Raw genomic sequence first — 23,372 nt, forward strand, 5'->3', positions numbered from 1 at the left:
CAACGCACAAAGTGCGTCCAGCGCAGCGAAGAATCCCCAGCCCAACAATCCAGGGGGATAAGTGACTCGACTGCATTTCTTACAGTTACCTCTTACTCCCTCGACTGCGATCTTGGCTTGTCTGTCTGTTGCAGGAGCTCGCCCCTGCCCATAGATCGAGGAGAGTCGCTGATGTACAAAATCACTGCATTCGCTCGAACTACCATCGTTGTTTCTGGATTGGCATTCATCGGTCTGACCGGTTGCCAGCAACAGCCGCCTGAGACCGCAAAGCCCACGTCCACCGCGCAGAGTTTGTCTGCCGAGGATCTCTCTCGCCGCACCACCGAGCGTCGCGGTGTCGAAGCGGTCCTCTGGGGTATGCCTGCGGTTAACTTCGATCGCATGTATCAGGCCATGGTGCACGATGCCAACGGTGGCGAAGGCAGCAACAAGGTCGTCTTCTGGTCCAGACCCTTGACCTGGAAGAATCAGACCCTCACGCCTAATCCAGACACGATCTACCTCATGCCTTTTTTCAACACCAAAGAGGTAGGGCCTGTCGTTCTGGAGATTCCGCCTGCTGACACCGGCTCGATTACCGGCTCAGTGGATGATGCATGGCAGACGGCCATTGAGGACGTGGGCCCTGCTGGCGTCGACAAAGGAAAAGGCGGTAAGTACCTCATCCTTCCTCCCGGCTACAAAGACAAAGTTCCGGCCGGTTACATTCCCATGCCGTCAGAAACGTATGAGAGCTATGCGCTCCTGCGCTCCAATTTTCAGAATGCGACCGATGCAGAGATCGCCAAAGCAGTCGCTTACGGCAAGCGGATCAAAGTCTACCCACTTTCGCAGGCTTCTCATCCGTCGGACACGCAATTCATCGACGCCATCGACGTGCTGTTCGACGCCACCATCCCTTACGACATGCGCTTCTATGAATCGCTCAATCGCATCGTCCAGGCGGAGCCCTGGTTAACCCGCGATAAGGCCATGATTGATCCGTTGAAGTCTATCGGCATCGAAAAGGGAAAGCCCTTCAACCCTGACGCTGCCACTCAGGACACACTCAAGCAGGCTGTTCTCGAAGCACATGCTGCGTTCCGTCCTCGCTTTGAACAGGCGTTCATTCCCCCCTTCAACGAAGGAAAACACTGGGCACTCCCAGTGTCGTCTGAGTTCGTGAAGGGGATAGAGACGGGCTATGCGGATCCCAACAGTTATCCGACCGACGCGCGAGGCCTCACGTACTCTTTTGGTTTCTTCAGCGCAAAGCATCTGGGCGCCGGGCAGTATTACCTCATGACGATGAAAGACAACCAGGGCAAGCTTCTCGACGGTGCTCAAACATATCGTCTCAACGTACCCGCGAATGCACCGGTCAAACTCTACTGGTCTGCCGTTGCCTACTATGGCGACACGCACGCCCTCATTCGCAACACGCAGTGGTCCAGCCGCTCCTCTCAGACTCCCGGCCTTCAAAAGAATCCCGATGGCTCAGCAGACATCTACTTTGGCCCAAAGGCTCCTTCAGGAAAAGAGTCCAACTGGATTCCAACCAGCGCCAACGGGAAATTTGAAATCCTCTTCCGCTTCTACGGGCCAGAGAAAGCTCTCTTCGACAAGACCTGGGTGCTGCCTGATCTCGAGAAGACAAATTGAAATGAACCGTAACTGGATGGACCCTGACAAGTAATAAAGCCACATCTGGGTCTGAGTTATGAGCTCAGACCCACCAAGCATTCTGAATACACGGGGCCTAACCTTCAGTGCGTCACGGCATCCTCGTACATAATTCATCCTGCACGAAAGAAGGCCAATATGATGAAGATCTTTCGGGTCATAGCAACGTGTTTCCTGTTGACGCTTACCGCATGTGAACAGCAAAAGAAGGAAACCATGACGTCTACGACACAAAGCGCAACTTCCGCTAACGTGCAGAACAACGTTCTGCGCAGCCGCGCCGTTCAAGCCGTCATCTGGGGCATGCCCGCGGTCAACTATGACCTGATGCTGCAGGAGATGCTCAACAAGACATCCTCCAGGCAGAACGAGGTCGTGTACTGGTCGCGTCCGGTGACATGGAAGAACCAGACGTTGACTCCCAATCCCGACGCGCTTTACTTCATGATCTTTTTCAACACGAAAGATGCGGGACCTGTTGTGATCGAAGTTCCTCCCGCCGATCAAGGAGTCTTCGCAGCGAACATCGACACAGTCTGGCAGATGCCGCTGGAAGATGCCGGTCCCGCTGGTGCTGATCATGGCAAAGGAGGCAAATACCTGATTCTGCCGCCGGGCTACCAAGGCAAGGCTCCCGCCGGATACATCACGCTTCAGTCAGACACGTACGGCGGGTATGCGCTCTTCCGCTCAAACCTGGCCAGCCACAGCGACGCAGACATCGCCAAAGCGAGAGAGTATGGCAAACGCCTCAGGGTGTATCCGCTCTCGCAGGCATCGCATCCGGGCGAAACGAAATTCACCGATGCCATCGATGTGGACTACGACTCAACGATTCCTTACGACATGCGATTCTTCCAGTCGTTGGACCGCATCATTCAGACGGAGCCCTGGCAGACGCGAGACAAGGCGATGATCGACCAGTTGAAGTCGATCGGAATTGAAAAGGGCAAGCCGTTTAACCCCGACGCCAATACAACCGAAGCTCTGAAGTCCGCTATCGTCGAGGCGCGGGACTATATCGATGGGTTGTATGAAGCAGGGTTTCCACCCTTCTTTCCAAACGCGCATTGGGCTGTCCCAGCCATGGCTGAACTCATCAAGGAAGGTTCTTCCGGGTACGCTGACCCGAACGTCTACCCCGTCGATGCCCGTACGATCACGTACTCCATCGGCTACATCGGCATCAAGCGGCTGGGCACCGCGCAGTTCTATCTGCTGGAGGCCAAGGACAAGGATGGCAATGGGTTCAATGGCGGTGAGGCCTACCGGCTCCACGTACCGCCAAACGCGCCGACAACCCAGTATTGGTCGGCCACAGTGTATGACCGCGTGACACACGCTCTGGTCAAGAATCTCGATCGCGCCAGCCGCGCCTCCAACGACACGACGCTGCAAAAGAATTCCGATGGCTCAGTAGACATCTACTTCGGCCCTAAAGCCCCGGATGGCAAAGACAACAACTGGGTTCCCACCGACCCTAATCGCAAATTTGAAGTCATGTTCCGTCTCTACGGTCCACAACCAGCCCTGTTCCAGAAGACATGGGTGCTGCCCGATGTAGAGAAGGTGAGCTAATCCGAATCGCGTTCGATTAAAGCTTTCATTGCACATCTAAATCTCACTTCCGAGGCGCACGATGAAATACACGAGCATGATTCTTCTGTCGGTTCTTGGGCTGACAGCCTGCACGCCTCCTGCGAAACAGACGCAGGAGGTGGCGCCTTCCGATGGACAGACGGGGCAGCCTCAGCCAAAGCCTGCTCAGATGGTTGGCACACCTGCCGGCACCGTGATGACGCCGGAGTACGTCGCCGCCGTCGGCCGGTTCGCTTATATCTGGGGCTGGCCGCTTGTGAACAACCTCAACCGCTCTCTCGCCACGAAGGACCTTCCCGGACCGGGGCGCCTCGGCGGCATCGTACCCGTATCGCCTCCCGGCCACATCTCAATGCTCAGCGACTACATCGCCGCCGACGAGCGCATCGTCACCTGTCCCAACCAGGACACGGTCTACGGTGCCGGCTTCCAGCACGTCGACACCGTGCCAGTCGTCATCCAGGTTCCGGACTTCGGCCAGCGCTTCTTCACTTACCAGATCTCCGATGCTCGAACCAATTCCATCGGCGAGATTGGCAAGCAGTACGGCACCAAACGCGGCTTCTATCTTCTCGTCGGCCCGAACTGGAAAGGCACGGTGCCTGACGGCATCACCAGGGTCATCCACTCGTCCACCGACCTGGTCGCTGTCCTTCCGCGCATCTTCCAGGACGACACCCCAGAGGACAAGGCTGCCATCCAGCCGCTCCTCAGCCAGGTCGTCGTCTATCCGCTCTCCGACTTCGACGGCAAGATGAAGACCTTCGACTGGAAGAACTCTCCCATCTTCCCGGCTCCGCCAGCAACAGCAGGCGAAACCAAATTTGTCATCCCGGAAAAATTCTTCGACGAGCTCCAGGTCATCCTCAAACAGATTCCGCCGATGCCGGGCGAAGAGGCGCTTTACGCGAACTTCCAATCCGTCCTGGATGCCGCCGCAAAAGATCCCAAAATCAAGGAGATTCTGACCCAGACAGCCATTTCCGCCGAGAAAGACCTCATTACCCCGCTCTTTGACTTCCACTTGAACGGACGCCCCATCGGCAACGGCTGGAACTCCCCTCCCAACGGAGCCAACTGGGGCTTTGACTATCTCTCCCGAACAGCCAGTGCAAAGTCCAACATGTACGACAATGCGCCAAACGAGACGCGCTACATCTATACCGACTTCGACTCGATAGGCCAGCGGCTGAACGGCAGTCATGCCTACACAGTGAGCTTCCCCGCCGGCAAGACGCCGCCTGTGGATGGCTTCTGGTCTCTGACCCTCTACAACAAGGAGCACCTGTTCGAGCCCAACTCTCTTAGCCGTTTCTCTCTTGGAACCAAGAGCAAATCCATGAAGCTTTCACCGGATGGGTCACTGACCATCTATGTTCAGAACTCGTCCCCCGGACCCGATAAGCAGGACAACTGGCTGCCTGCGCCAAAGGACAACTTCTCTCTCTACATACGCGCCTACTGGCCGAAAGAAGCAATCACCAGCGGGCGTTGGACTCCTCCGCTGGTACAGACGACTCGTTGAGAATTATCTGCTGCCAAATCTCACCCTGACGAAAACGGCCAATGACTCATTAAGCCGGGACCCTGGCTTCAGAATTGGTCCTCATAAAACGTTCTTTTCATCGGTACTCCATCCTGCGCTGACTGAGCCTCCGAAATGCTGTCAAGCCCACAAACCGCCCAACCATAACAAACCAAAAGAAATAGAGGTGGCATGGAATTTCCTCCGACTCTTTACAATAGAAGCAGGGACAAGCTAAAAGCCAAAAAAGCTCACAGCTAAAGGCTTTAGAAAGACGAATTTGCCTTTAACCCCAATGAGAAGACGATTTTAGCGCCACCATCGCCGTAACCCCCCTAGAAAGACGATTTTAGAAAAACAGGGGGAGGGGGTACCCTTAGGGGATATGCAGGAAAAGCCAATTCGCACGCTGGAAAGCCGCATGGTCTACCAGAACAAATGGTCACGCGTCCGCGAGGACATCATCCAGCGAGCCAATGGCCAGCGCGGCATCTACGGCGTTCTGGATAAGGATCCGGCCTGCATCATCATCCCGCTGGAGCAAACGCCCGAAGGCGACTTCCTGACTCTTGTCCACCAATATCGCTATGCCGTGGAAGGCAGTTACTACGAGTTCCCGCAGGGTGGCTGGGAGCAGGGTGAAGACGTGGATATCGAAGCCCTCGCCCGTGGGGAACTCCGCGAGGAGACAGGCCTCACAGCAGGGAAGATGACTCACCTCGCCGCCAACTGGATCGCTTACGGCGCCATGCGCCAGCGCCATCACGTATGGCTGGCAGAGGACTTGACACACGGTCAGGTGGAACTGGAAGCCGAGGAACACGGCCTGACCGCACACCGGGTCAGCGTCCACGAGTTCGAGCAAATGATTTTCGATGGCCGCGTGGAAGACAACTGCACACTTGCCGCATGGGCAACCTATCTCGTGTGGAAGCGCCGCGGCTAGTGGATTGTCTTCATCCGCCGGTTCATGAAGTCCTGCAGCACATAGCTTCCTAAGCGATCAGGACTGGTGAAGTAAGCCTTGCCCTTGCACATCGCGCTGACCTTCTGCACAAACTGCATCAGGGCAAAGTCCTGCGCCAGCATAAAGGTGTTGATCACGATGTTGCTGCGCTTGCAGCGGTTCACCTCTTCCAGCGTCTCCGCGATCACCATGGGATCAAGGCCGAAGGCGTTGCGGTAGATGCGGCCATCATCCAGCGTCAGTGCGGACGGCTTGCCATCCGTGATCATCACGATCTGCTTCATGTCCTTGTTGCTGCGTGCAAGGATGCGCCGCGCCAGCCGCAGACCCTCGCGCGTGTTGGTGTAGTAAGGCCCAACCTTCACCCGCGCCACAGCCTGTATCGGCAACTCCTCAGCGGAGTCATGGAACAGCACCAGGTGCAGCGAGTCACCGGGGAACTGCGTGCGGATCAGGTGCGACAGCGCCATCGCGACACGCTTGGCCGGTGTAAACCGGTCCTCGCCATACAGGATCATGGAGTGCGAGCAATCCAGCATCACCACCGTCGCGCACGACGACTGGTACTCGCTCTGGTGGATCACCAGGTCGCTGTACTCCACATTCAGCGGCACGCTCAGACCCTCACGCTGCAGGGCGCTGGACAACGTGGCGTTGACGTCGAGGTTCATCACGTCGCCGAATTCATACGGCTTGGAGGAACCACTGGCCTCAATCCCGCTGGCCTCATACCGCGTGTCATGCCGCCCGCTGATGGAGCGTCCCATCCCACCCAGCAGGTCGCGCAGGGACTTATAGCTGAGGAAGTCCATACTCTTGTCGGTGACGTTGAAGCGGGCCTCACCCTGCGGCGGTGCAGGCTGCGCAATCTCCCCCGGCCCCGCCTGCCCCTGCATCTCGGAGGCCTCCCCCTCCTCCTGCTGGATATAGTCCCCCTGCTGCATCCGCTCCACAAGTGAATCCAGCATCTCTTCGCGCTGTTCTTCATTCATTTCGTCGTATTTTTGCTGAGCCTCTTCATCCAGGAAATCGCCGGATTCCATCACCTGCTTGATGGCTTCGCGCAGGTTGTCCATTGTGTGGTCGCCGTTCAGTTCCTGGAAGTCTGACCACGGATCATGGAATCCGCTATCCAGCAGAAAGTCGCCGAGCGCCTCCATCAGGTCATCCAGCCCGATGCCTCCGGCAAAGTCGCCATTGAACTTCGTGTAGCGCGTGCGCTTCATCGTGGCTCTCCGGCAAGCACGGTTGTGCTTCCACCAATGCGCGATGCGTACGTTGGTTCCTGCATATCTGTTTTCATAGCCACGGATTCAGGTAGCGTCGGGAAGCGGTGAACATAGAACTCGCCAAAGCAGTAGAAGTCACGTGGAAGTGGTCGCAGCTTCTGCGGCACATCCGTGTAGACCTTTACGATGTCGGGATTCGCAACAACGTCGGTAAGGAAGCGAACGGCATCGCGAATGGTCTTGCCACTTGCAGATATGTAGGCATAGAGATCGATCTTCTGCCGTTCCGCAAACTCTGCAATAGGAATCAGTGGTTGCAGCGCGAATGCCTGGTAGTGGATAGAGTTCTCCTTGCGCTGCATCTCCAGCGGAAATGCTCCGCGTGCATCAATCTGGTCCACCTCTTCGTGGAAGACGGTAATGCCCCACTGGAAGAGTTTGTCGTCGCCTGTAACCACACCCGTTGCAACCGCTCCAAGTGCGCGCCACGCATGGTGATTGTTATGCGCGGGATGTGTTACCTCGAAGTCGATCATGCGATGCGCTACACGATTCAACCATGCCTTGTCCTGCTGCAGCATCGTGGGATCCAGCGTGCTGTTGTTCACCAGGACGGATTCCGTAACTGCAATGGAGGAGAGTGTCCACTCGACCTGATACCACGCCTGCGAACTCTCCTTTGGGTCGTAGTCCAGAAGTTCATTGGCCTGTGCCCACTGGTGAATCTGTTGCTGTGCACAGGCTGCTTCCTTCAGGTCGCCCGTGGCGAGATAGCGATTCATGCCAGCGGTAATGCGGCGTTCAAAGGAGTTGTAGGGAGCGGTCGCTTCATGCTCGGCGGGATTAATCGGACCATCCGATCCGGTGAGGTAGTGCCGAGGAATAATCATGCGTCCCTGCGGCGCATCCACCGCTGGCAGCTTCAGACAGGAGTCAAGGTGGGCGACAGCGTCCTTAACGCGAGATGAAGTGGCCATGCGCAACTCTTTCTGCCGCGCGCTGACATCGAGGAACGATGCATGCGTATCACGGACCGTTTGGCCTTCTGCATAGGCGTATGTCGGCGATACAGCGAGTAAAGCAGCGAGGGTGGTGAGTGCACGTCGCATCAGAACTCCGGAAGGGTTTAGTTGAAGCCGCGCTTGCTGCGGTTGCGGTTCTGCCAGTCTTCGCGCTCACGTTCCCGAACCTCTTCGTGGAAGTTCTGCGCGCGCTCCTTGCGTGCCTGCTTCTCCGCGGCGGTGAAGCTGCGCTCTTCCGTACGGCTGATACGCTTATGCGCTGTCATACCTTCCAGCAGGAACTCCGCAGCCGACACAAGCACCTCGGCGGATGCGCGGTTCGGCAGAGACAATGGCTTCAGCTTGTCGAAGAGTCCCTGGATCTGTTGCAGCTCTTTCAGCGAGTCTTCTGCTGCAACTGCATCGGAGAGTTGCACCGTTCCACCCAGGTTGAACCACTGTTCAATCTGCTGCGTGTTCGCCTCGGCAAAGTAGCCATCGAAGGTGCGCTGCACCGCCGTGCGAATCACATCACGCACCACAGTATCGGCGCCACGCATCTCGCCTTCGTATTCCAGCTCGATCTTGCCGGTGATGCCAGGCATTGCCGTGTAGATGTCGCCGATGCGTGGCACCGCAACCGTTTCGCCATGCTGCAATGCACGGCGTTCCGCGTTGGACAACACAAGCTCCATCACGGAGATGGGTAGTCGCTGGGACACACCGCTGCGCTTGTCCACGCGCTTGTCCTCACGGGCGACGAACGCGATCTGCTCAACCACTTCGCGGATGTAACGTGGAATGTGAACGTCCAGTGCGGCTCGCGTACTCCATGCTTCCTGTTGTGTGACGGAGATAGCCTGCTCCAGCGAGTCCAGATAATGCGTGCGAATCTCGGAGCCGATGCGGTCCTTCAGAGGAGTCACAATCTTGCCGCGTGCGGTGTAATCTTCGGGATTGGCGGAGAAGGTGAGCGCAACATCCAACTGCAGGCGTACGGGATACCCCTTAATCTGCACGTCGCCTTCCTGCATGATGTTGAATAGCGCTACCTGAATCTTGCCGGCAAGATCGGGTAATTCATTGATGGCGAAGATGCCTCGGTTGGCTCGCGGCAACAGGCCGTAATGCATGGTGAGTTCGCTGCTCAGCAACTCACCGGACTTCGCAGCTTTAATGGGATCAACATCGCCGATAAGATCAGCAACGGTAACGTCTGGTGTGGCCAGCTTCTCCACGTAGCGTTCATCCGGTGTAAGCCATGCAATCGGTGTTGCATCGGCTTTCTCGGCGATCAGCAGCTTTGCATACGCTGACAGCGGAGCGTACGGGTTGTCCCGAATCTCCGATCCTGCAACATACGGCACAACAGGATCGAGTAGCGTCGTAAGCCCACGCAGGATGCGGCTCTTCGCCTGTCCACGCAAACCCAGCAGAATGAAGTTATGTCGGGACAAAACCGCATTCACAATCTGCGGCAGCACAGTGTCTTCATAACCGACGATGCCTGGAAAGATGGTTTCCTTCGCACGCAGTTTTGCAATCAGGTTGTCGCGTAGTTCGTCTTTCACGGAACGCGATACGCGGTCGATGGTCCACTCGCTGGTGCGAAGTTCGCCAAGTGTCTGCGGAAGATGCGAAGGAATCGTATGCTGTGTGGCCATCGGAGTAAGTATAGGACTCCGATGCATGTCATTTGGTCGCAGCGATTATCTTTGCCACCGGTAAGCGATAACTCCAGGCACGGTGCGCAACCTATCCAGACCTGCAGGACTATGAACATCGTCGCGATTCGGCGCATGCCAGCTTATCTCTGCACGCACCTGCGCCAAGTGCGTAGGAGAGTCGTACTCCGCCGCCCAACCGTTCAACCTACAATGGCAGGATTCAATGATGCGGCTGACTTCTGCCTCGGATGGGCCACCTTCACCAAAAGTGACTGTAAGTACGCCAACATGGCGCCGCCGAATCCAAGTCTCCGTAGGGCGAAGGCCAATCAGAACACCGGCAGCAAGAACGGTAGCGGCGATGCCAAGATAGATCTGTCCTCCGCCGAAGAGAAGGCCGAGGATCGTCGAATACCAGAGCGTTGCCGCGGTGGTGACACCAATCGCGGTGTTCTCTTTCTTCAGGATGGTGCCCGCGCCGATGAAACCGATGCCGCTGAGGATACCAAGCGGCAGACGCATCAGGTCCAGCGTGTTGAAGTTGTCGTGCGCCTTGCCATCCAGCGGCAGCAGAATGTTCACCTGCAACATGGCCAGTGTTGCCGCCAGCGTGACCAGCATGGTGGTGCGCATGCCTGCGGGGCGGCCATGCTCGTCGCGGTTCAGGCCGAGCAGCAGACTGGCCACGGTGGCCAGCAACAGTCGGACGGCGATTTGAGTCGGCGTGATGTGAAGCGGCATCGTAGTCACGAAAGTGTAGTGCAGCGAGAGGTCAGTAGCCTAGTTCCAATTCATCCAGCAAAGCACTCATCTCCGACGCGGCATGTCGATTACCAGTGCGCTGTGCCGCGGTAAGGCCATCCTGCAGGAGCTGTTTTGCTTCGTCTGTGCGATGAAGCTTTGCCAAGGTCTGGCCGCTCATCTGGTAGGCGGGAACATAATCCGGGTTGTGTTGGATGGTAGCGGCGAACTCTTCCAGCGCCTTTTCCGGGTCGTTCTGTGAAAGATGCTCCATGGCCAGGCCGTAGCGGGCAAAGCTGTCGGCCGGGTTGGCCTGCAGAATTTCGGTGAGCATTGCAATCTTGTCCATGCGTCTATTGGACGCTGGAACAGCGCTGCACGGCAAGCGGTCGTACACTGGTAGGCGATGGTAGATCGGCACAGGACGGTAGGGGAGTCGCAGGCGGAACGCAGCGAGATTATCTTCCCCGGCGATGCCAACTCGCTGGGCAATCTCTTCGGCGGCAGGCTGATGCAGTTCATTGACCTTGTTGGCGCGGTGGCTGCGTATCGTCATGCACGTTCCACGGCTGTGGTTACTGCGAGCATGGATCATCTGGATTTCGTCGCCCCTGTTCATGTCGGCGATCTGCTCATCCTGAAAGCCAGTGTGAATCGCGCCTTTAAAAGCAGCATGGAAGTAGGCGTAAAGGCCATGGTTGAGGACCCGAAGACGCGGCTTCTGCGCCATGTATCCACGGCTTACATCACGTATGTTGCCGTGGATCAGACTGGAACACCGGTTGTGGTCGATCCGGTGATACCGGAGACGGAGCACCAGAAGCGGCGCTACGAAGATGCTTTGCGTCGTCGTGAAAGCCGTGCGGAAGAGACGCAACGGAAGCGCGAACTGCGCGAGATTCTCACCAGCGACTGGCACGTTTAGTCAGCGAACAATTTCAGACAGGAAAAAACAATGGGACACATGGGACAGGGCGCGCCTCAGGGGCCGCAGGCGTTGCCGGGAATCGGCGCAGTAGTGGCAGTGGGCAGCGGCAAGGGCGGTGTGGGCAAAACCACTCTCAGTGTGAATCTGGCGATTGCACTGGCCAAACTGGGCAAGCGTGTCGGACTGATTGATGCGGATATCTACGGCCCCAATGTGCCCACCATGATGGGCCAGACGCGCCAGCCGTCCGTTACGGACGACTCCATGATGGAGCCGCTGGAGAGCTTCGGTGTGAAGTTTATCTCTGTGGGGCTTATCTCACCGGGCGACAAGCCGCTGGTCATGCGCGGACCCATGCTGCACCAGATCATCCGCCAGTTTCTGCAGCAGGTGAAGTGGGGAGAACTGGATTACCTCATCGTCGATCTGCCTCCGGGAACGGGCGATGTCGTCATCTCGCTGGTGCAGACCGTGCCGCTAACGGGAGCGGTTGTTGTGTCGACGGGGTCTGGTGTGGCGTTGCAGGATGCTCGCAAGGCGTTGGAGATGTTCCACCAGGTGAATGTTGAAGTGCTTGGCCTGGTTGAGAACATGTCGCAGATGCGCCTGCCCAATGGTGAGATTATCGACGTCTTCGGCGCGGGCGGCACAGCCAGCACGGCTCGCCAGTACAACCTGCCGTTTCTGGGGTCGGTTGATCTTGATCCGGCGATTCGCGCTGGAGGCGATCGAGGCTTGCCAGTAACCCTTGCCGGTGAGGATGATGCGAAGGCCAAGGCTTACTTCGACATTGCTCGCGAGGTGATGGAGCGCGTGGAAGAAGTGCAGGAAGAGTCGCAGGACGTGCTGGAGATCAATTAGCTTCAACATGATCTCCAAGCCCTACCTCTTCGTTTTGACCGGCGGTCCCGGAGCAGGGAAGACGACTCTGCTGAATGAACTGGAGCGGAGAGGACTGCGTACTGTCCCGGAAGTCGCTCGCCAGATCATTCAGGAGCAGGTGGCTTCGAATGGAACAGCGCTTCCGTGGGCTGATCGTGAGGCTTACACGGAACTCATGCTGCAGCGATCCGTTTGCTCATTTCAGAACGAATCCGGGCCCGGTGCTGCGATCTGTGATCGTGGCATTCCGGACACACTTTGCTATGCACGGCTGTGCGGATTGAACGAAAAGGCGGCAGCCGATGCGAGTGCAACGTACCGGTATGCCGGCACTGTATTCCTTGCGCCTGCATGGCAGGAGATTTACACCTCAGATGCAGAACGCAGACAGGATTTTGCCGAGGCCGTGCGAACTTCGGAATTGATGCTAAGTATTTATCAGGAGTGCGGTTACAACGTCCTTGAAATCCCACGTGTGGATGTGGTGCAACGAGCGGACTTTGTTCTGACCCATTTAAAGACTATTTCTGACGTCAAGGTTGCGTCTCTTTGACTCATATTTCGATTCCGCCCGCGTTAAAATAAAAATCTATGGCGGATCTGCGCGAAACCGGCTTGGGTTTGCATGCGCGGCAGCAGGCGATTCTGGCTGCCGCCATTGAACTGTATGTGCAGACCGGTGAGCCGGTAGCATCGCAGGCGCTTGCGAACATCAGCGGTTTAAGTTCTGCCACCGTGCGTAACGTGATGGTGGAACTGGCGGATGCGGGCATGCTGGAGCAGCCGCATACTTCCGCAGGACGTATCCCTACAGCACGCGCGTTTCGTCTGCACGTGGAACTGATTCGCGGAGCCAATCGCATTGCGCCGCGCTGGCTTCCGGTAGAGTCGCGCACGCAGATTGATGCTCAGTTGCAGGGCCTTGGCGGTCTTGGAGCGTTCTTTGAACGCACGCCGCAGGTGCTTGCCGCATTGTCCAGTGGTGTGGGATTGGCGTTGGCAACGGCGCAGCCCGGCGACCTGCTGGAGCATGTTCATTTTCAGCGGCTGGGGTTGAAAAAGGTGCTCGCCGTAGTTGTTACTCGCAGTGGCGCTGTGCGTGATCGTGTGTTGCTACTGGAGCGCGATCTTTCCATGAACGATCTGGAAACGGCATCGCGCTATTTGAACGAGAACTTCCGCGGGTGGAGCGTAGAGCGTATCCGCGCGGAGATTGTCGTGCGTGCGGAATGCGAACGCAGCGAGTATCAGCGGTTGTTACAGGCGGCGGAGGAGTTATGGTCGCGTGCTGTGCCGGACGACCGATCGCTGGAGCAGAGCGTCTATGTGGAGGGCGTCTCAAATTTGCTGGGCACCGCCGATAAAGACAGTGCGCGTCTCCGCGAGATGCTGGCAGCATTGGAAGCCAAGGAGCGTGTCGTCGCTCTGCTGGCAGCATATGTCGATTCGGAAGAGCGTAGCGTACGCGTGATCTTCAACATGGAAGAACGCGTGCCTGAGATGCAGGGCATGGTACTGGTGGCAGCGCCTGCGGTAGTGGATGGAACGGTGCGCGGCACCGTGGGTGTGCTGGCAACACAGCGTATGCATTACGAGAACACGATCAATGCAGTGGGCTATGTGGCGCAGATGTTCGCACAAGCCGGAAATGATTCCGGCGAACAGTCGTAAAGCGAACCGACACCTTTCGTAAGACAGGCTTTGAAATGTTTTCAGATCGATACAGGAAGTGGATGGGCATGAAGGGAACAGAAGAGACAACCGCCGCAACGGATCAGGAGATGGTGAACGCAGCGGAAGCGGAAGAGAGCAACACCGTCGTAGAAGCGGAGGCTGCTACCGTGTCGCAGAACGAGTATGACCAGATCAAGGGCGAGCGCGATCAGTATGCCGATCGGTTGGCGCGTCTGCAGGCGGAGTTTGACAACGCCCGCAAGCGCGAAGCGAAGGAACGCGCGGAGTTTCGCGATTACGCCGTGGGCAACGCTGCGGAAGGATTCCTGGGCGTGCTGGATAACTTCCAGCTCGCGCTGAAGTCAACGGGATCGCCGGAGCAGTTTCGAGCGGGTATTGAACTCATCGCGAAGCAGCTGGATGATGCAGTGCGTAACCTTGGCGTGACGGCGGTAGAAACGGTGGGTCAGCAGTTTGATCCGCGCACCATGGAGGCGCTTGGCTCCGTGGAAACGGCCGAGCACCCGGACGATGCCGTGATAGACGAAATTCGTAAGGGCTACCGCATCAAGGAGCGCCTACTGCGCCCCGCGTTGGTGCGTGTGGCGAAGAACAACCAGTCGCATCAGGCGTAAACATTGCAGTTGTGCAGCAAGGGATTGAGAGGAAACTTTGGCAGGAGCCACGGTGAAAGCTGATTACTACGAGGTATTGCAGGTCACAAGGACGGCGACCGATCAGGAAATTAAGACTTCCTATCGCAAGCTGGCCATGCAGTTCCATCCAGACCGCAATCCCGGCGACAAGGCGGCGGAAGAGAAGTTCAAGGAGTGTAGCGAAGCCTACGGCATCCTGAGTGATCCGCAAAAGCGCGCAGCGTATGACCGTTATGGTCATGCAGGTTTTGGCGGCGCTGCGTCGCAGGGTGGTGGATTCCCCGGTGGCTTTGGTGGCTTCAGCGGCGACCCGCAGGACCTGGGCGATATCTTCGGCGATATCTTTGGCGAGATGTTTGGTGGGGGGGGCGGTGGACGTCGTCAGTCGCGTGCACAGCGTGGCCGCGATCTGAAGTACGACCTGACCATGGAGTTTGAAGAAGCGGTCTTCGGCAAAGAGCAGGAGATCAAGATCAGGCGCCAGGAAACCTGCGAGGATTGCAGCGGCACCGGCTCTGCCAACGGCAAGCAGCCTGTGACGTGTTCGCAGTGCCGTGGTGCAGGCCAGGTGCGTTATCAGCAAGGGTTCTTCTCGGTAGCGCGCCCATGCCCCAAGTGCGAAGGCTCGGGTGTAAACGTAACCGATCCGTGCCAGACCTGCCGTGGCGAAAGCCGCGTGGGCCGCGAGCACACCATCCATGTGAAGGTGCCTGCAGGCGTGGAAGATGGCACACGCATTCGCTATCAGGGTGAGGGCGAAGCTGGAAAGCTGGGTGGTCCCGCAGGTGATCTGTATGTAGAACTTCGCGTGAAGGCGCACAAGTTTTTCCAGCGCGATGGCGATGATCTGCACTGCGTGGTGCCGGTCAGCTTCCCGCAGGCTGCGATGGGCGATGAACTTGAAATTGAAACGCTGGAAGGCGTTGCCGTGCTGAAGGTTCCGGAAGGAACGCAGAGCGGCAGGAGCTTCCGCATCAAGGGCAAGGGCGTGCCGCATCTGAACAGCCACGGCAAGGGTGACCTCATCGTGGAGGTTCGCGTGCAGACGCCGAACAAGCTGACCAAGAAGCAGAAGGAGTTGCTGAAGGAACTCAGCGAAACCATGAAGACCGACAATGCACCGCAGTCGCACGGCTTCATGGATCGCATGAAGGAGATGTTCAGCTAACCATGTTGGTGCGCGTGGGACAGATGGCGGTAGCGGTACTCGGCATGGCGCTGATCCTGCATTACGGCATCACGCGCGATCCAGGCTGGGGTGAAACCAGCTCGCTGCATCCCATTATCTGGACCATTCACTGGCCGGCACTTGGAGCAGGTATCTTTTGCCTGCTCGTCACCTTCGTTCTTATTGGTCTGCTCGGCCGCGACGAGTAATACTTCGTTTCAGGAACGCAATGCCGCAGCGATCGCGAGACCCGCGATCGCTGCTGTTTCTGCCCGCAGAATGCGTGGCCCCAGCGTTACATGCTGCCATCCGCTGTCATGAAAGAGTTGCATTTCGTCAGCGGTCCATCCGCCTTCGGGGCCAATCGCCAATGCGATGCTTCCGTTTGCAGGAGCGGCTTCGAGCGCGGCGCGGATGGTGTTTTCTTCTTCTGTTTCTGCCAGTAGCAGCTTCACGTTTGCATCCACCCTCGGAAGAAACTGCTTCAGCGTTACAGGGTCATCGACTTCCGGGACATCCGTGCGGCGTGATTGCTGTGATGCTTCACGGACGATGCGCCGCCATCGCTCCACACGTTTTGCCGCAGCCTGTGCCAGATGTTTCTCCGTGCGCCGAGCGAGCACTGGAGTCATGCGGGCCGCGCCAAGTTCTGTCGCCTTTTCGATCGCCCATTCCAAATGATCGAACTTGAAGATGGCAAGCAGTAGATGGACGGGCAGAGCTACTTCCGCTTCCTGTTCTTCATGAAGCGTGAAGACGACTTCGTCCTCATGAACGCTCTTCACTTCCGCGCGATGCAGAAAGCCATCCGCTACGACATCAAAAATCTGTCCGGGCTGCGCTCGCAGCACACGCGCAAGATGCGCGGCCTGATCGCCGGTGAGTGCTGCTTCGGTACGTTCTTTGTTCCAGGTATCGGCAATCCATCGGCGGCGAGTCATAACTGTTTTAGTGTAGCGAGTGATGCGAATTCATGCGTAAACACAACACGGGGAGCGCTTTCGCGCTCCCCGCTTGAAGTTGCTTTGCCTTGTTGCGTTGCGGCCTTTGCCACCGCTTCGCATTGTGTTGCCGTCTTGCCTACTCTCCCTGAGTGAGAAGACTGCGCGCTGCATTCAAATGTTGCAGCTAACGAATGTATAGAAGCACGTGCGAAGAGTGTCAACAAAAAAGTTTATAAAGCTGCTGCGGCAAGTTTCCTTTGCAGCAAGCATTGGACAAAAGGAAGGGACAAGGCCGTAACTCGCAAGCCTGTTGCGATGCTCCGCTTCGTTCACGAAGTTACACGTCGCTGCGAAGAAAAGGCGTTGCGCAAAGAGGTAGTGCATTGTGATGGATGTTCGTTTATACCCAGTGTTCATGCAGGTTTTCGTTAACACTCGATGATGTTCAATGCGAGTCCGGCGAGCGATGTTTCCTTGTAACGCGACTGCATATCGAGTCCCGTCTGGTACATGGTACGGATCACCTGATCGAGAGAAACCTTGTGTTCGTCCAGCTCGTTCATGGACATACGTGCGGCGTTCACCGCTTTCACTGCGCCCATGCCGTTCCGTTCAATGCACGGGATTTGCACAAGGCCACCGATGGGGTCACAGGTCATGCCGAGGTTGTGTTCCATCGCGATTTCGGCAGCGTGTTCCACCTGAGCGTTGGTTCCATTCAGTGCTGCGACAAGTCCGCCTGCAGCCATGCTGCACGCTACACCAACTTCACCCTGGCATCCAACTTCCGCGCCGGAGATGGATGCATTTTCCTTGTACAAGATGCCGATGGCCGCGGCCGTGAGGAAGTAGCGCAAGAGGCCGTCTTCATTGGCCTCGGGGATGAAGTCCTGGTAGTAACGAGCAACCGCAGGCACCACACCCGCGGCTCCATTTGTCGGTGCCGTTACCACGCGTCCACCCGCGGCATTTTCTTCACTCACTGCCATGGCAAACACGGTGACCCAATCCAAAGGCGCCAGTGGATCGGAGGAACCTTTCTCCTGCAGGCGAGTGGAAAGACGTGGCGCACGCCGGCGTACGTTCAACCCTCCAGGCAATATGCCTTCGTTCAGAACGCCGCGTTGAATGGTGTCGTCCATCACGGCCCATAGGGCCAGCACGCCATTACGTACATCGGTGGCGGCATCGCCGGTGCTTTCCACACGAGGCCGTGGAATCTTCCGGTCATCGATCATCGCGATCTCATTTGCGAAGACCAGTTCGGCGATGGTGATGTTTGCCGCAGCTGCTAACGACAGCAGTTCAGCCGCGCTACGAAAGTTGTAGGGAATAGCACGTGACGATTCCGGAGTGGCAGCGCCGCTCGCCGAGAATCGTTCTGCCGTTACGATGAAGCCGCCGCCAATGGAATAGAACACCTCATCGGCCAGCTTGTTCCCCGCTTCATCAAAGGCGCTGAAACGTATGCCGTTCGGGTGTGTGACCACATCGGCGTTGGGGTACATCTGATCTTTGTGAAAGAGCAGATCACGCTCCCTTTGAAACGCAATGCGCTTCGTTCCACCGAATAACAGGCCGCCTTCCGCAGCTTCTTTCAGAATGGCCTTGTGGTGTGCCGGTTCGATCGTGTCCGGCATCTCGCCTGCGAGGCCTGTCAATACCGCGGAGTCTGTTCCGTGCCCTATGCCGGTCAAAGCCAATGATCCATACAGATCAATCTGTACACGTTGCACGCGATCAAAAACATTCGCTCGTTGCAAGCCACGAAGAAATGCCTGTGCCGCACGCATGGGGGCGACGGTGTGCGAGCTGGAAGGGCCAATGCCGATCTTGAAAAGTTCAAAGAGACTGGTCACAGCGCTATTCTAGGCGTTGTGCGCAGTCTCCTTTGTCCGGTTCCGATGGGCTGGAGTTATTTCTTGCGTTTTGTCGTCGGCGATGTCGCGCCTGGCGTCGTGGTCTGACGGATATAAGCGGCGTTCGCGGTCAGGCGTACGTTCTCCTTGTCATCGTTCATCAATGCCCGCAGAGTAGCCGTAACATCCGCGCCGCGGTAATTGCTGAGTGCTTCAGCAGCACTTAAACGCGCACCGGGGTCTTTCGTTTTGGTGGCTTCAATCAGTGCAATCCTGGCGGGATTCGTGCGTTCCTTGCCGATCTGATAGATCGCGGTAATTTGCGGAGAGACGCCGCCTGGGCCTTTCAGGTAGTTATAGGCTCCCATGCCGATGCCAACCGGTGGTACCAGGATGGCGACGCTTTGCTGCGCAGCAATCTTCATCAGGGCCAATGGGCTATGCAGCGTACGGTTCGCCTGATGTGTACTGTCTTTCCAGAAGTTGTAATCGCCCGAACGCTCACCTTCCGCTACGGCAAGCAGGACGTCTTCTCCCGAAGGATCATTCAGCTTCCACAGTGTGCTGGCTGTTGTGAAGACCACCTTGGGATCCTGATCGTTCAACTGGCTGCGCAGTTCATTGGAAAATACATTGGTGCTGCCGTTCTTCATCAACTCGCCAGCTGCCACAATCGCTGCCAGTCGGACATCAATATCGGGATCATGCAGGCAATTGCCGACCAGTTTCTCTGCGCGGGGCTGACCGCCCAGCAGGGACAGCGCCGAGATGGCCGCAATGCGGGTATCGGTATTTTTCGTCCCGGTGACACCATCGTTCAAACGCGACCATGCGGCTTCGCGCAACATTTGAGGGTTCGTTTCAGCAGGAGGAGCTCCTACCACCGTGCCGTCTGCAGGGGACGATTGTGCGCGGAGCGGTACTGCTGTCGAAAGAAGTGAGAATGCAAATAAGGCGGGAATATAGAACCAGCGCATGAAATCCCTTTCAGTCACTCATGGATGCGGAAACCCCGCAGTCGCTTCAGAAAGCACCTAGAGGGTGCACCCCTCAGGAGCGTATTGCAACAGAAAAAACTTTCGTGGATTTCTTCTCCCTCAGAAGGTGTTTCACGACACGTCGCATGGCTTTCACCGTGGGTTTTTCCAGATAGACGTGGGTTAACAATCCCATAGCGGTTGCCAGCAACGTAGCTGCCAGAACATACAGCACACACGCTGTCGTGCCGAATTGCGGAAAAGGCTTCCAGGCCATTCGCAGTATGCCGAGTGCAAAGAGGTGGCAGAGGTAGAGCGAATAGGACGCGTCTCCCAGCAACTCCAGCAAGCGCAGGTTCCAGGCAGCGCGTGTACCGTGCTCAGCGCTAAGAATGCCGTAGACCAGCAAGGCCGCAGGTGGTCCCCATGCCAGTGCGCGACAGTCGCTGGCCACAAATGCTGTCATGGGATACATCCAGACAAGAGCTGCCATCGCCATGACAATTCCCAATACGGGCGGAACCAGACGGCGTTTCTCGTACAGCGCTCCAATCACCATGCCTGCACCAAACTCCAGCAGGGGAAGATCGGTATATACGTGCAGCGGTGGACTGCTGAAGTGAATGAGTCGCCCCAGCGCGACCAGCAGAACAAGTGCTGCAAGATTTCCCAGCAGGCGTCGCGAAGGCGGCAGCAAGAGCATCAGCGCGAACAATAGATAGAAGAACACTTCGTACTGAAGCGTCCAGCCGATCGGCAGCACCGGGTTGATGGCGTGCAGGACGGGGTGCCACGCAGGAAACAGAAGCAGGGACTTTACGACGAACAGAGGCTTCACATACGCAAAGCGAAAAGCCTTCGGTAGCACGATTGCAGTAGCGACCATGACCAGTGTGAAGAACCAGTACGGAGGATAGACACGCGTGATGCGATTCAGCAGGAAAGGAACAGGCCGTGGCCGTGATTGCGCCGAAATGTACCAAAGAATGAATCCTGATATGACAAAGAAGATGTCTACCCCAAACTCGCCGGAGCGTGTGAGGGGATTTCGAGAAGTCAACTCATCAGGAAAATGGCCTAACGCATGACGCAGAACCACCAGCGTGGCTGCAAACCAGCGCAGGTGCTGGATGGAATAGATTTTCTGCTTAGTCTCCTGCGGGCCAACGGAAGGGGCTACGATCTCCGCGGTACTGTTTGAAGCCGATAGGTCCAACAACGATTGCTCCTTCGTGTCCCCATTCGGGAAACGGTCCACACTGCCGCGTTGCGTATGTTCTTCCACTATAGGAACAAATGCAAACGAGACACAACCTTAATAAGCGCTCTTCGCGTGATGCCTCTGCGGATGCCTGTTGCGCTTTCCACCTACAAAAATTTGTGGCTCCAAGTACACTGCCAATCGGAGACCTCCCCAGACAATCATGTTGTTCAAATCGCGCAGCGCAGCCGTGTATGGCATTGATGCCCACCCCATTGACGTGGAAGTGGATTTTTCTGGTGTGATGAGTATGAAGGACGCCACCTTCAGCACAGTCGGATTGCCGGACGCTGCTGTGCGTGAGAGCCGCGACCGTGTGCGTGCTGCCATCAAGAATTCCGGGTTCGATCTTCCACCCACTCGCATCACGATCAATCTGGCGCCTGCTGACTTGAAAAAGGAAGGCTCCGGGTTTGATCTTCCCATCGCGATTGGCATTCTCGGCGCGTACGGTTCTCTGCAGGTTAAGGACCTGACTGACTTTCTGTTGGTTGGTGAACTAGGGCTGGAAGGAAACCTGCGCGCAGTTCCAGGTGTTCTACCGATGGCCGTGATGGCTCGCGAGCTTGGCATCCGCAATGTAATTCTGCCGGAAGCAAACGCGCGTGAAGCCGCCGTGGTGGATGGCGTGGACGTGTATCCCGTGCGAACCCTGGCGGAGGTCCGTGAACTGCTGAACAGCTTTGCCTTCGGCGGCCAGCATGCCCAGCCGCTGAAGATCCAGCCCAGCGAAGTTCTGAACGAACTGCAGCACTTCCCGTTCGACTTCAAGGACGTTCGCGGGCAGCACACGGCGAAGCGAGCCATGGAAGTGGCAGCAGCAGGCGGACATAATCTTTTGATGATTGGCCCGCCGGGCAGTGGCAAAACCATGCTGGCAAAGCGCCTGCCATCCATTCTTGCGCCGCTTGCGTTCGACGAAGCGCTGGAGACGACAAAGATTCATTCGGTCGCAGGGGTGCTCGAACCCAGCGAAGGGCTGGTGGCTCATCGGCCATTCCGTTCCCCTCACCACACCATCAGCGACGCTGGATTGATCGGTGGTGGCATGGTGCCTCGTCCCGGTGAGGTTTCACTTGCGCACAATGGTCTGCTCTTTCTGGATGAGCTGCCGGAATTTCCGCGCAATGTGTTGGAAGTTCTTCGTCAACCGCTGGAAGATGGCACCGTGACTATTTCGCGCGCGGCCATGAGCCTTAGCTTCCCGGCGAGGTTTATGCTGCTGGCGGCAATGAACCCTTGCCCGTGCGGATTTTTCAACGACAAGAGCCGCGACTGCACCTGCACGCCCCCCATGATCCAGCGATATGTCTCGAAGGTCAGCGGACCTCTGCTGGACCGCATTGACATTCATATTGAGGTGCCTGCCGTGCAGTACAAGGAGCTTAGGCAGGGAAGCGAGGGCGAGACCTCTGCACAGATCCGCGATCGCGTCCTGGCCGCCCGGGAGCGCCAGGCAGAACGCTTCGGAAAAGTAGGCGACCAGCAGACCACGAAACGCCATCGCCCCGTTTACAACAACGCACAGATGTCCAGTCGGCAGATTCGAGTGTTCTGTGAGTTGTCCAGCGACGCGGAAAGGCTTCTGGAGAGGGCGATGCAGCAGCAGGGGCTCAGCGCCCGTGCCCATGACCGCATTTTGAAGACGGCTCGTACCATTGCTGACCTGGAAGGGGCACAGGACATCGCCGTAAAACATATCGCGGAGGCCATTCAGTATCGGACTCTGGATCGTAGTTACTGGGCATAAGACTGAAGTTGCAGGACTTACGGAAGGCCGCCAGTTTTTCTCCACATTTTGGTATTCTTGGCGCGATTTCTTCTGAAAATAAGTATTGATAATCAGAGTTGAAGCAATTATGGTGCTTTTGGAGCCGATTTTAGCCGGTTCGGAACGAAACTCGGCGAATCTCTCTCCTGCCAACGCATCCAGGCCGGGTGTTGGTGAATCCCATATACTGGGAAATGCGATTCTCAAGCTGCGCAAGTGGCCAGCGCAACGATCCCGAATCGTCCCTGAGATTCAAGAAGTGAAGGCAACGGAGCCTGAAGCGCCGCCGGAAGAGCTGCGCAGTTCCGTGCCGGAAAACCTGCAGCGTGTACCTCGTTATTTGCGAAGACATGCTGCGTAAAACGTAAAGCTGCGGCAGTGTGCCGCGATCTATCCGTCAACGGATCCCTGAAGGACCGTGAGACTTGATTGAAGAAGGAGAATCATGCGCTCTGATCTGATTTTTGGCGCTCTTACGCACGTCCAGAATCGTTACCAGCTCTGTCAGCTCGCCAGCAAGGCAACGCGCAAGCTGCACAAACCGAACACCCGTCTGCAAGACACTACGAATGAAGTGTTGGATCGCTTCCGCGAAGCAGCCCCCAGCGATCTGAAGACTGGTCCTGAGCCGGCAGCCGTGCTGGAGACCATCGAGGAGCGCCGCGCGGCCTAACGGCCGTGCGGTTCCCGCACCGTTTCTCGCTTCTGCAATACAATCGCTGTACCGTAGAACTTGCAGTCCTGAAGCACTACTGCTCAAAAAGCTTTACCCGTATCAGCCCGCATCACCCTTCCGCACCGATACCCCGCCTTAGCTTCACCGCTTCCATACATCACGGAACGAACGTACACAGGTAC

At 57.0% G+C, this 23,372-nt stretch carries 22 protein-coding genes; 13 read left to right on the forward strand and 9 right to left on the reverse strand.

The genetic code is table 11. From position 1 onward, the window contains the following. The first annotated feature begins 171 nt into the window (after nucleotides 1–171). From AB6729_RS00360 to AB6729_RS00375, 4 genes are all read left to right on the forward strand, one after another. A complete protein-coding gene (locus AB6729_RS00360) occupies nucleotides 172–1,644 on the forward strand; it encodes a DUF1254 domain-containing protein (RefSeq protein ID WP_371079576.1) in 1,473 nt (490 codons plus the stop codon). 159 nt (nucleotides 1,645–1,803) lie between these two features. After that, nucleotides 1,804–3,243: a DUF1254 domain-containing protein gene (locus AB6729_RS00365; protein ID WP_371079577.1), complete on the forward strand. Its 1,440-nt coding sequence runs from the start codon at nucleotides 1,804–1,806 to the stop codon at nucleotides 3,241–3,243. A gap of 76 nt (nucleotides 3,244–3,319) precedes the next feature. Next, nucleotides 3,320–4,789 (forward strand): DUF1254 domain-containing protein, encoded by a 1,470-nt coding sequence (locus AB6729_RS00370; RefSeq protein WP_371079578.1) that lies wholly within the window; start codon nucleotides 3,320–3,322, stop codon nucleotides 4,787–4,789. Nucleotides 4,790–5,174: 385 nt separating this feature from the next. Further along, nucleotides 5,175–5,735: an NUDIX domain-containing protein gene (locus AB6729_RS00375; RefSeq protein WP_371079579.1), complete on the forward strand. Its 561-nt coding sequence runs from the start codon at nucleotides 5,175–5,177 to the stop codon at nucleotides 5,733–5,735. Here AB6729_RS00375 and AB6729_RS00380 read toward each other — a convergent pair. The 5 genes from AB6729_RS00380 to AB6729_RS00400 are packed head-to-tail and all read right to left on the reverse strand — an operon-like array spanning nucleotide 5,732 to nucleotide 10,743. Further along, nucleotides 5,732–6,982, reverse strand: a complete 1,251-nt coding sequence (locus AB6729_RS00380; RefSeq protein ID WP_371079580.1) for a VWA domain-containing protein — start codon at nucleotides 6,980–6,982, stop codon at nucleotides 5,732–5,734. The two genes, AB6729_RS00375 and AB6729_RS00380, sit on opposite strands and share 4 nt — an antisense overlap. Then, nucleotides 6,979–8,094 (reverse strand): alginate lyase family protein, encoded by a 1,116-nt coding sequence (locus AB6729_RS00385; protein WP_371079581.1) that lies wholly within the window; start codon nucleotides 8,092–8,094, stop codon nucleotides 6,979–6,981. The genes AB6729_RS00380 and AB6729_RS00385 overlap by 4 nt, the downstream gene beginning before the upstream one ends. Nucleotides 8,095–8,111: 17 nt before the next feature. Next, a complete protein-coding gene (locus AB6729_RS00390; RefSeq protein ID WP_371079582.1) occupies nucleotides 8,112–9,650 on the reverse strand; it encodes a magnesium chelatase in 1,539 nt (512 codons plus the stop codon). A gap of 45 nt (nucleotides 9,651–9,695) precedes the next feature. Further along, nucleotides 9,696–10,394, reverse strand: a complete 699-nt coding sequence (locus AB6729_RS00395) for an MgtC/SapB family protein (protein ID WP_371079583.1) — start codon at nucleotides 10,392–10,394, stop codon at nucleotides 9,696–9,698. Nucleotides 10,395–10,425: 31 nt separating this feature from the next. After that, entirely contained in the window at nucleotides 10,426–10,743 is a 318-nt protein-coding gene (locus AB6729_RS00400; protein WP_371079584.1) for a tetratricopeptide repeat protein, read from the reverse strand. Between the two features lie 57 nt (nucleotides 10,744–10,800). On the opposite strand from AB6729_RS00400, the gene AB6729_RS00405 reads away from it, so the two are divergent. From AB6729_RS00405 to AB6729_RS00435, 7 genes are all read left to right on the forward strand, one after another. After that, complete coding sequence (locus AB6729_RS00405) at nucleotides 10,801–11,319, forward strand: acyl-CoA thioesterase (protein ID WP_371079585.1); 519 nt, start codon at nucleotides 10,801–10,803, stop codon at nucleotides 11,317–11,319. Nucleotides 11,320–11,349: 30 nt separating this feature from the next. After that, complete coding sequence (locus tag AB6729_RS00410; protein WP_371079586.1) at nucleotides 11,350–12,183, forward strand: Mrp/NBP35 family ATP-binding protein; 834 nt, start codon at nucleotides 11,350–11,352, stop codon at nucleotides 12,181–12,183. Nucleotides 12,184–12,190: 7 nt separating this feature from the next. Continuing rightward, a complete protein-coding gene (locus AB6729_RS00415; protein WP_371079587.1) occupies nucleotides 12,191–12,757 on the forward strand; it encodes an AAA family ATPase in 567 nt (188 codons plus the stop codon). A 38-nt stretch (nucleotides 12,758–12,795) separates the two neighbouring features. Beyond that, the gene (gene hrcA, locus AB6729_RS00420) at nucleotides 12,796–13,875 is read left to right on the forward strand and encodes a heat-inducible transcriptional repressor HrcA (protein ID WP_371079588.1); all 1,080 of its coding nucleotides are present in this window, start codon (nucleotides 12,796–12,798) and stop codon (nucleotides 13,873–13,875) included. Nucleotides 13,876–13,943: 68 nt separating this feature from the next. Next, nucleotides 13,944–14,513 (forward strand): nucleotide exchange factor GrpE, encoded by a 570-nt coding sequence (locus AB6729_RS00425; RefSeq protein ID WP_371079589.1) that lies wholly within the window; start codon nucleotides 13,944–13,946, stop codon nucleotides 14,511–14,513. A gap of 37 nt (nucleotides 14,514–14,550) precedes the next feature. Then, a complete protein-coding gene (gene dnaJ / locus AB6729_RS00430; RefSeq protein WP_371079590.1) occupies nucleotides 14,551–15,702 on the forward strand; it encodes a molecular chaperone DnaJ in 1,152 nt (383 codons plus the stop codon). Between the two features lie 2 nt (nucleotides 15,703–15,704). After that, complete coding sequence (locus AB6729_RS00435; RefSeq protein WP_371079591.1) at nucleotides 15,705–15,911, forward strand: hypothetical protein; 207 nt, start codon at nucleotides 15,705–15,707, stop codon at nucleotides 15,909–15,911. A gap of 9 nt (nucleotides 15,912–15,920) precedes the next feature. Here AB6729_RS00435 and AB6729_RS00440 read toward each other — a convergent pair whose 3' ends face one another. The 4 genes from AB6729_RS00440 to AB6729_RS00455 all read right to left on the reverse strand — a co-directional run bounded on the left by AB6729_RS00440 (nucleotide 15,921) and on the right by AB6729_RS00455 (nucleotide 20,767). Then, complete coding sequence (locus AB6729_RS00440) at nucleotides 15,921–16,643, reverse strand: 16S rRNA (uracil(1498)-N(3))-methyltransferase (protein ID WP_371079592.1); 723 nt, start codon at nucleotides 16,641–16,643, stop codon at nucleotides 15,921–15,923. A 431-nt stretch (nucleotides 16,644–17,074) separates the two neighbouring features. Beyond that, nucleotides 17,075–18,505 carry an L-serine ammonia-lyase gene (locus AB6729_RS00445; protein ID WP_371079593.1) on the reverse strand — a complete coding sequence of 477 codons (1,431 nt, stop codon included), beginning with the start codon at nucleotides 18,503–18,505 and terminating at the stop codon, nucleotides 17,075–17,077. A gap of 56 nt (nucleotides 18,506–18,561) precedes the next feature. Then, entirely contained in the window at nucleotides 18,562–19,353 is a 792-nt protein-coding gene (locus AB6729_RS00450) for a HEAT repeat domain-containing protein (RefSeq protein ID WP_371079594.1), read from the reverse strand. Nucleotides 19,354–19,555: 202 nt separating this feature from the next. Then, nucleotides 19,556–20,767, reverse strand: a complete 1,212-nt coding sequence (locus AB6729_RS00455) for an acyltransferase family protein (protein WP_371079595.1) — start codon at nucleotides 20,765–20,767, stop codon at nucleotides 19,556–19,558. A 139-nt stretch (nucleotides 20,768–20,906) separates the two neighbouring features. On the opposite strand from AB6729_RS00455, the gene AB6729_RS00460 reads away from it, so the two are divergent. Together AB6729_RS00460 and AB6729_RS00465 are read left to right on the forward strand one after the other, a co-directional pair. Beyond that, nucleotides 20,907–22,493, forward strand: coding sequence for a YifB family Mg chelatase-like AAA ATPase (locus tag AB6729_RS00460; protein ID WP_371079596.1), 1,587 nt, complete (start codon nucleotides 20,907–20,909; stop codon nucleotides 22,491–22,493). 466 nt (nucleotides 22,494–22,959) lie between these two features. After that, nucleotides 22,960–23,187: a DNA-directed RNA polymerase subunit omega gene (locus AB6729_RS00465; protein ID WP_334242038.1), complete on the forward strand. Its 228-nt coding sequence runs from the start codon at nucleotides 22,960–22,962 to the stop codon at nucleotides 23,185–23,187. Nucleotides 23,188–23,372: the final 185 nt, after the last annotated feature.

It is taken from the genome of Terriglobus sp. RCC_193, assembly GCF_041355105.1.
GTDB lineage: Bacteria > Acidobacteriota > Terriglobia > Terriglobales > Acidobacteriaceae > Terriglobus.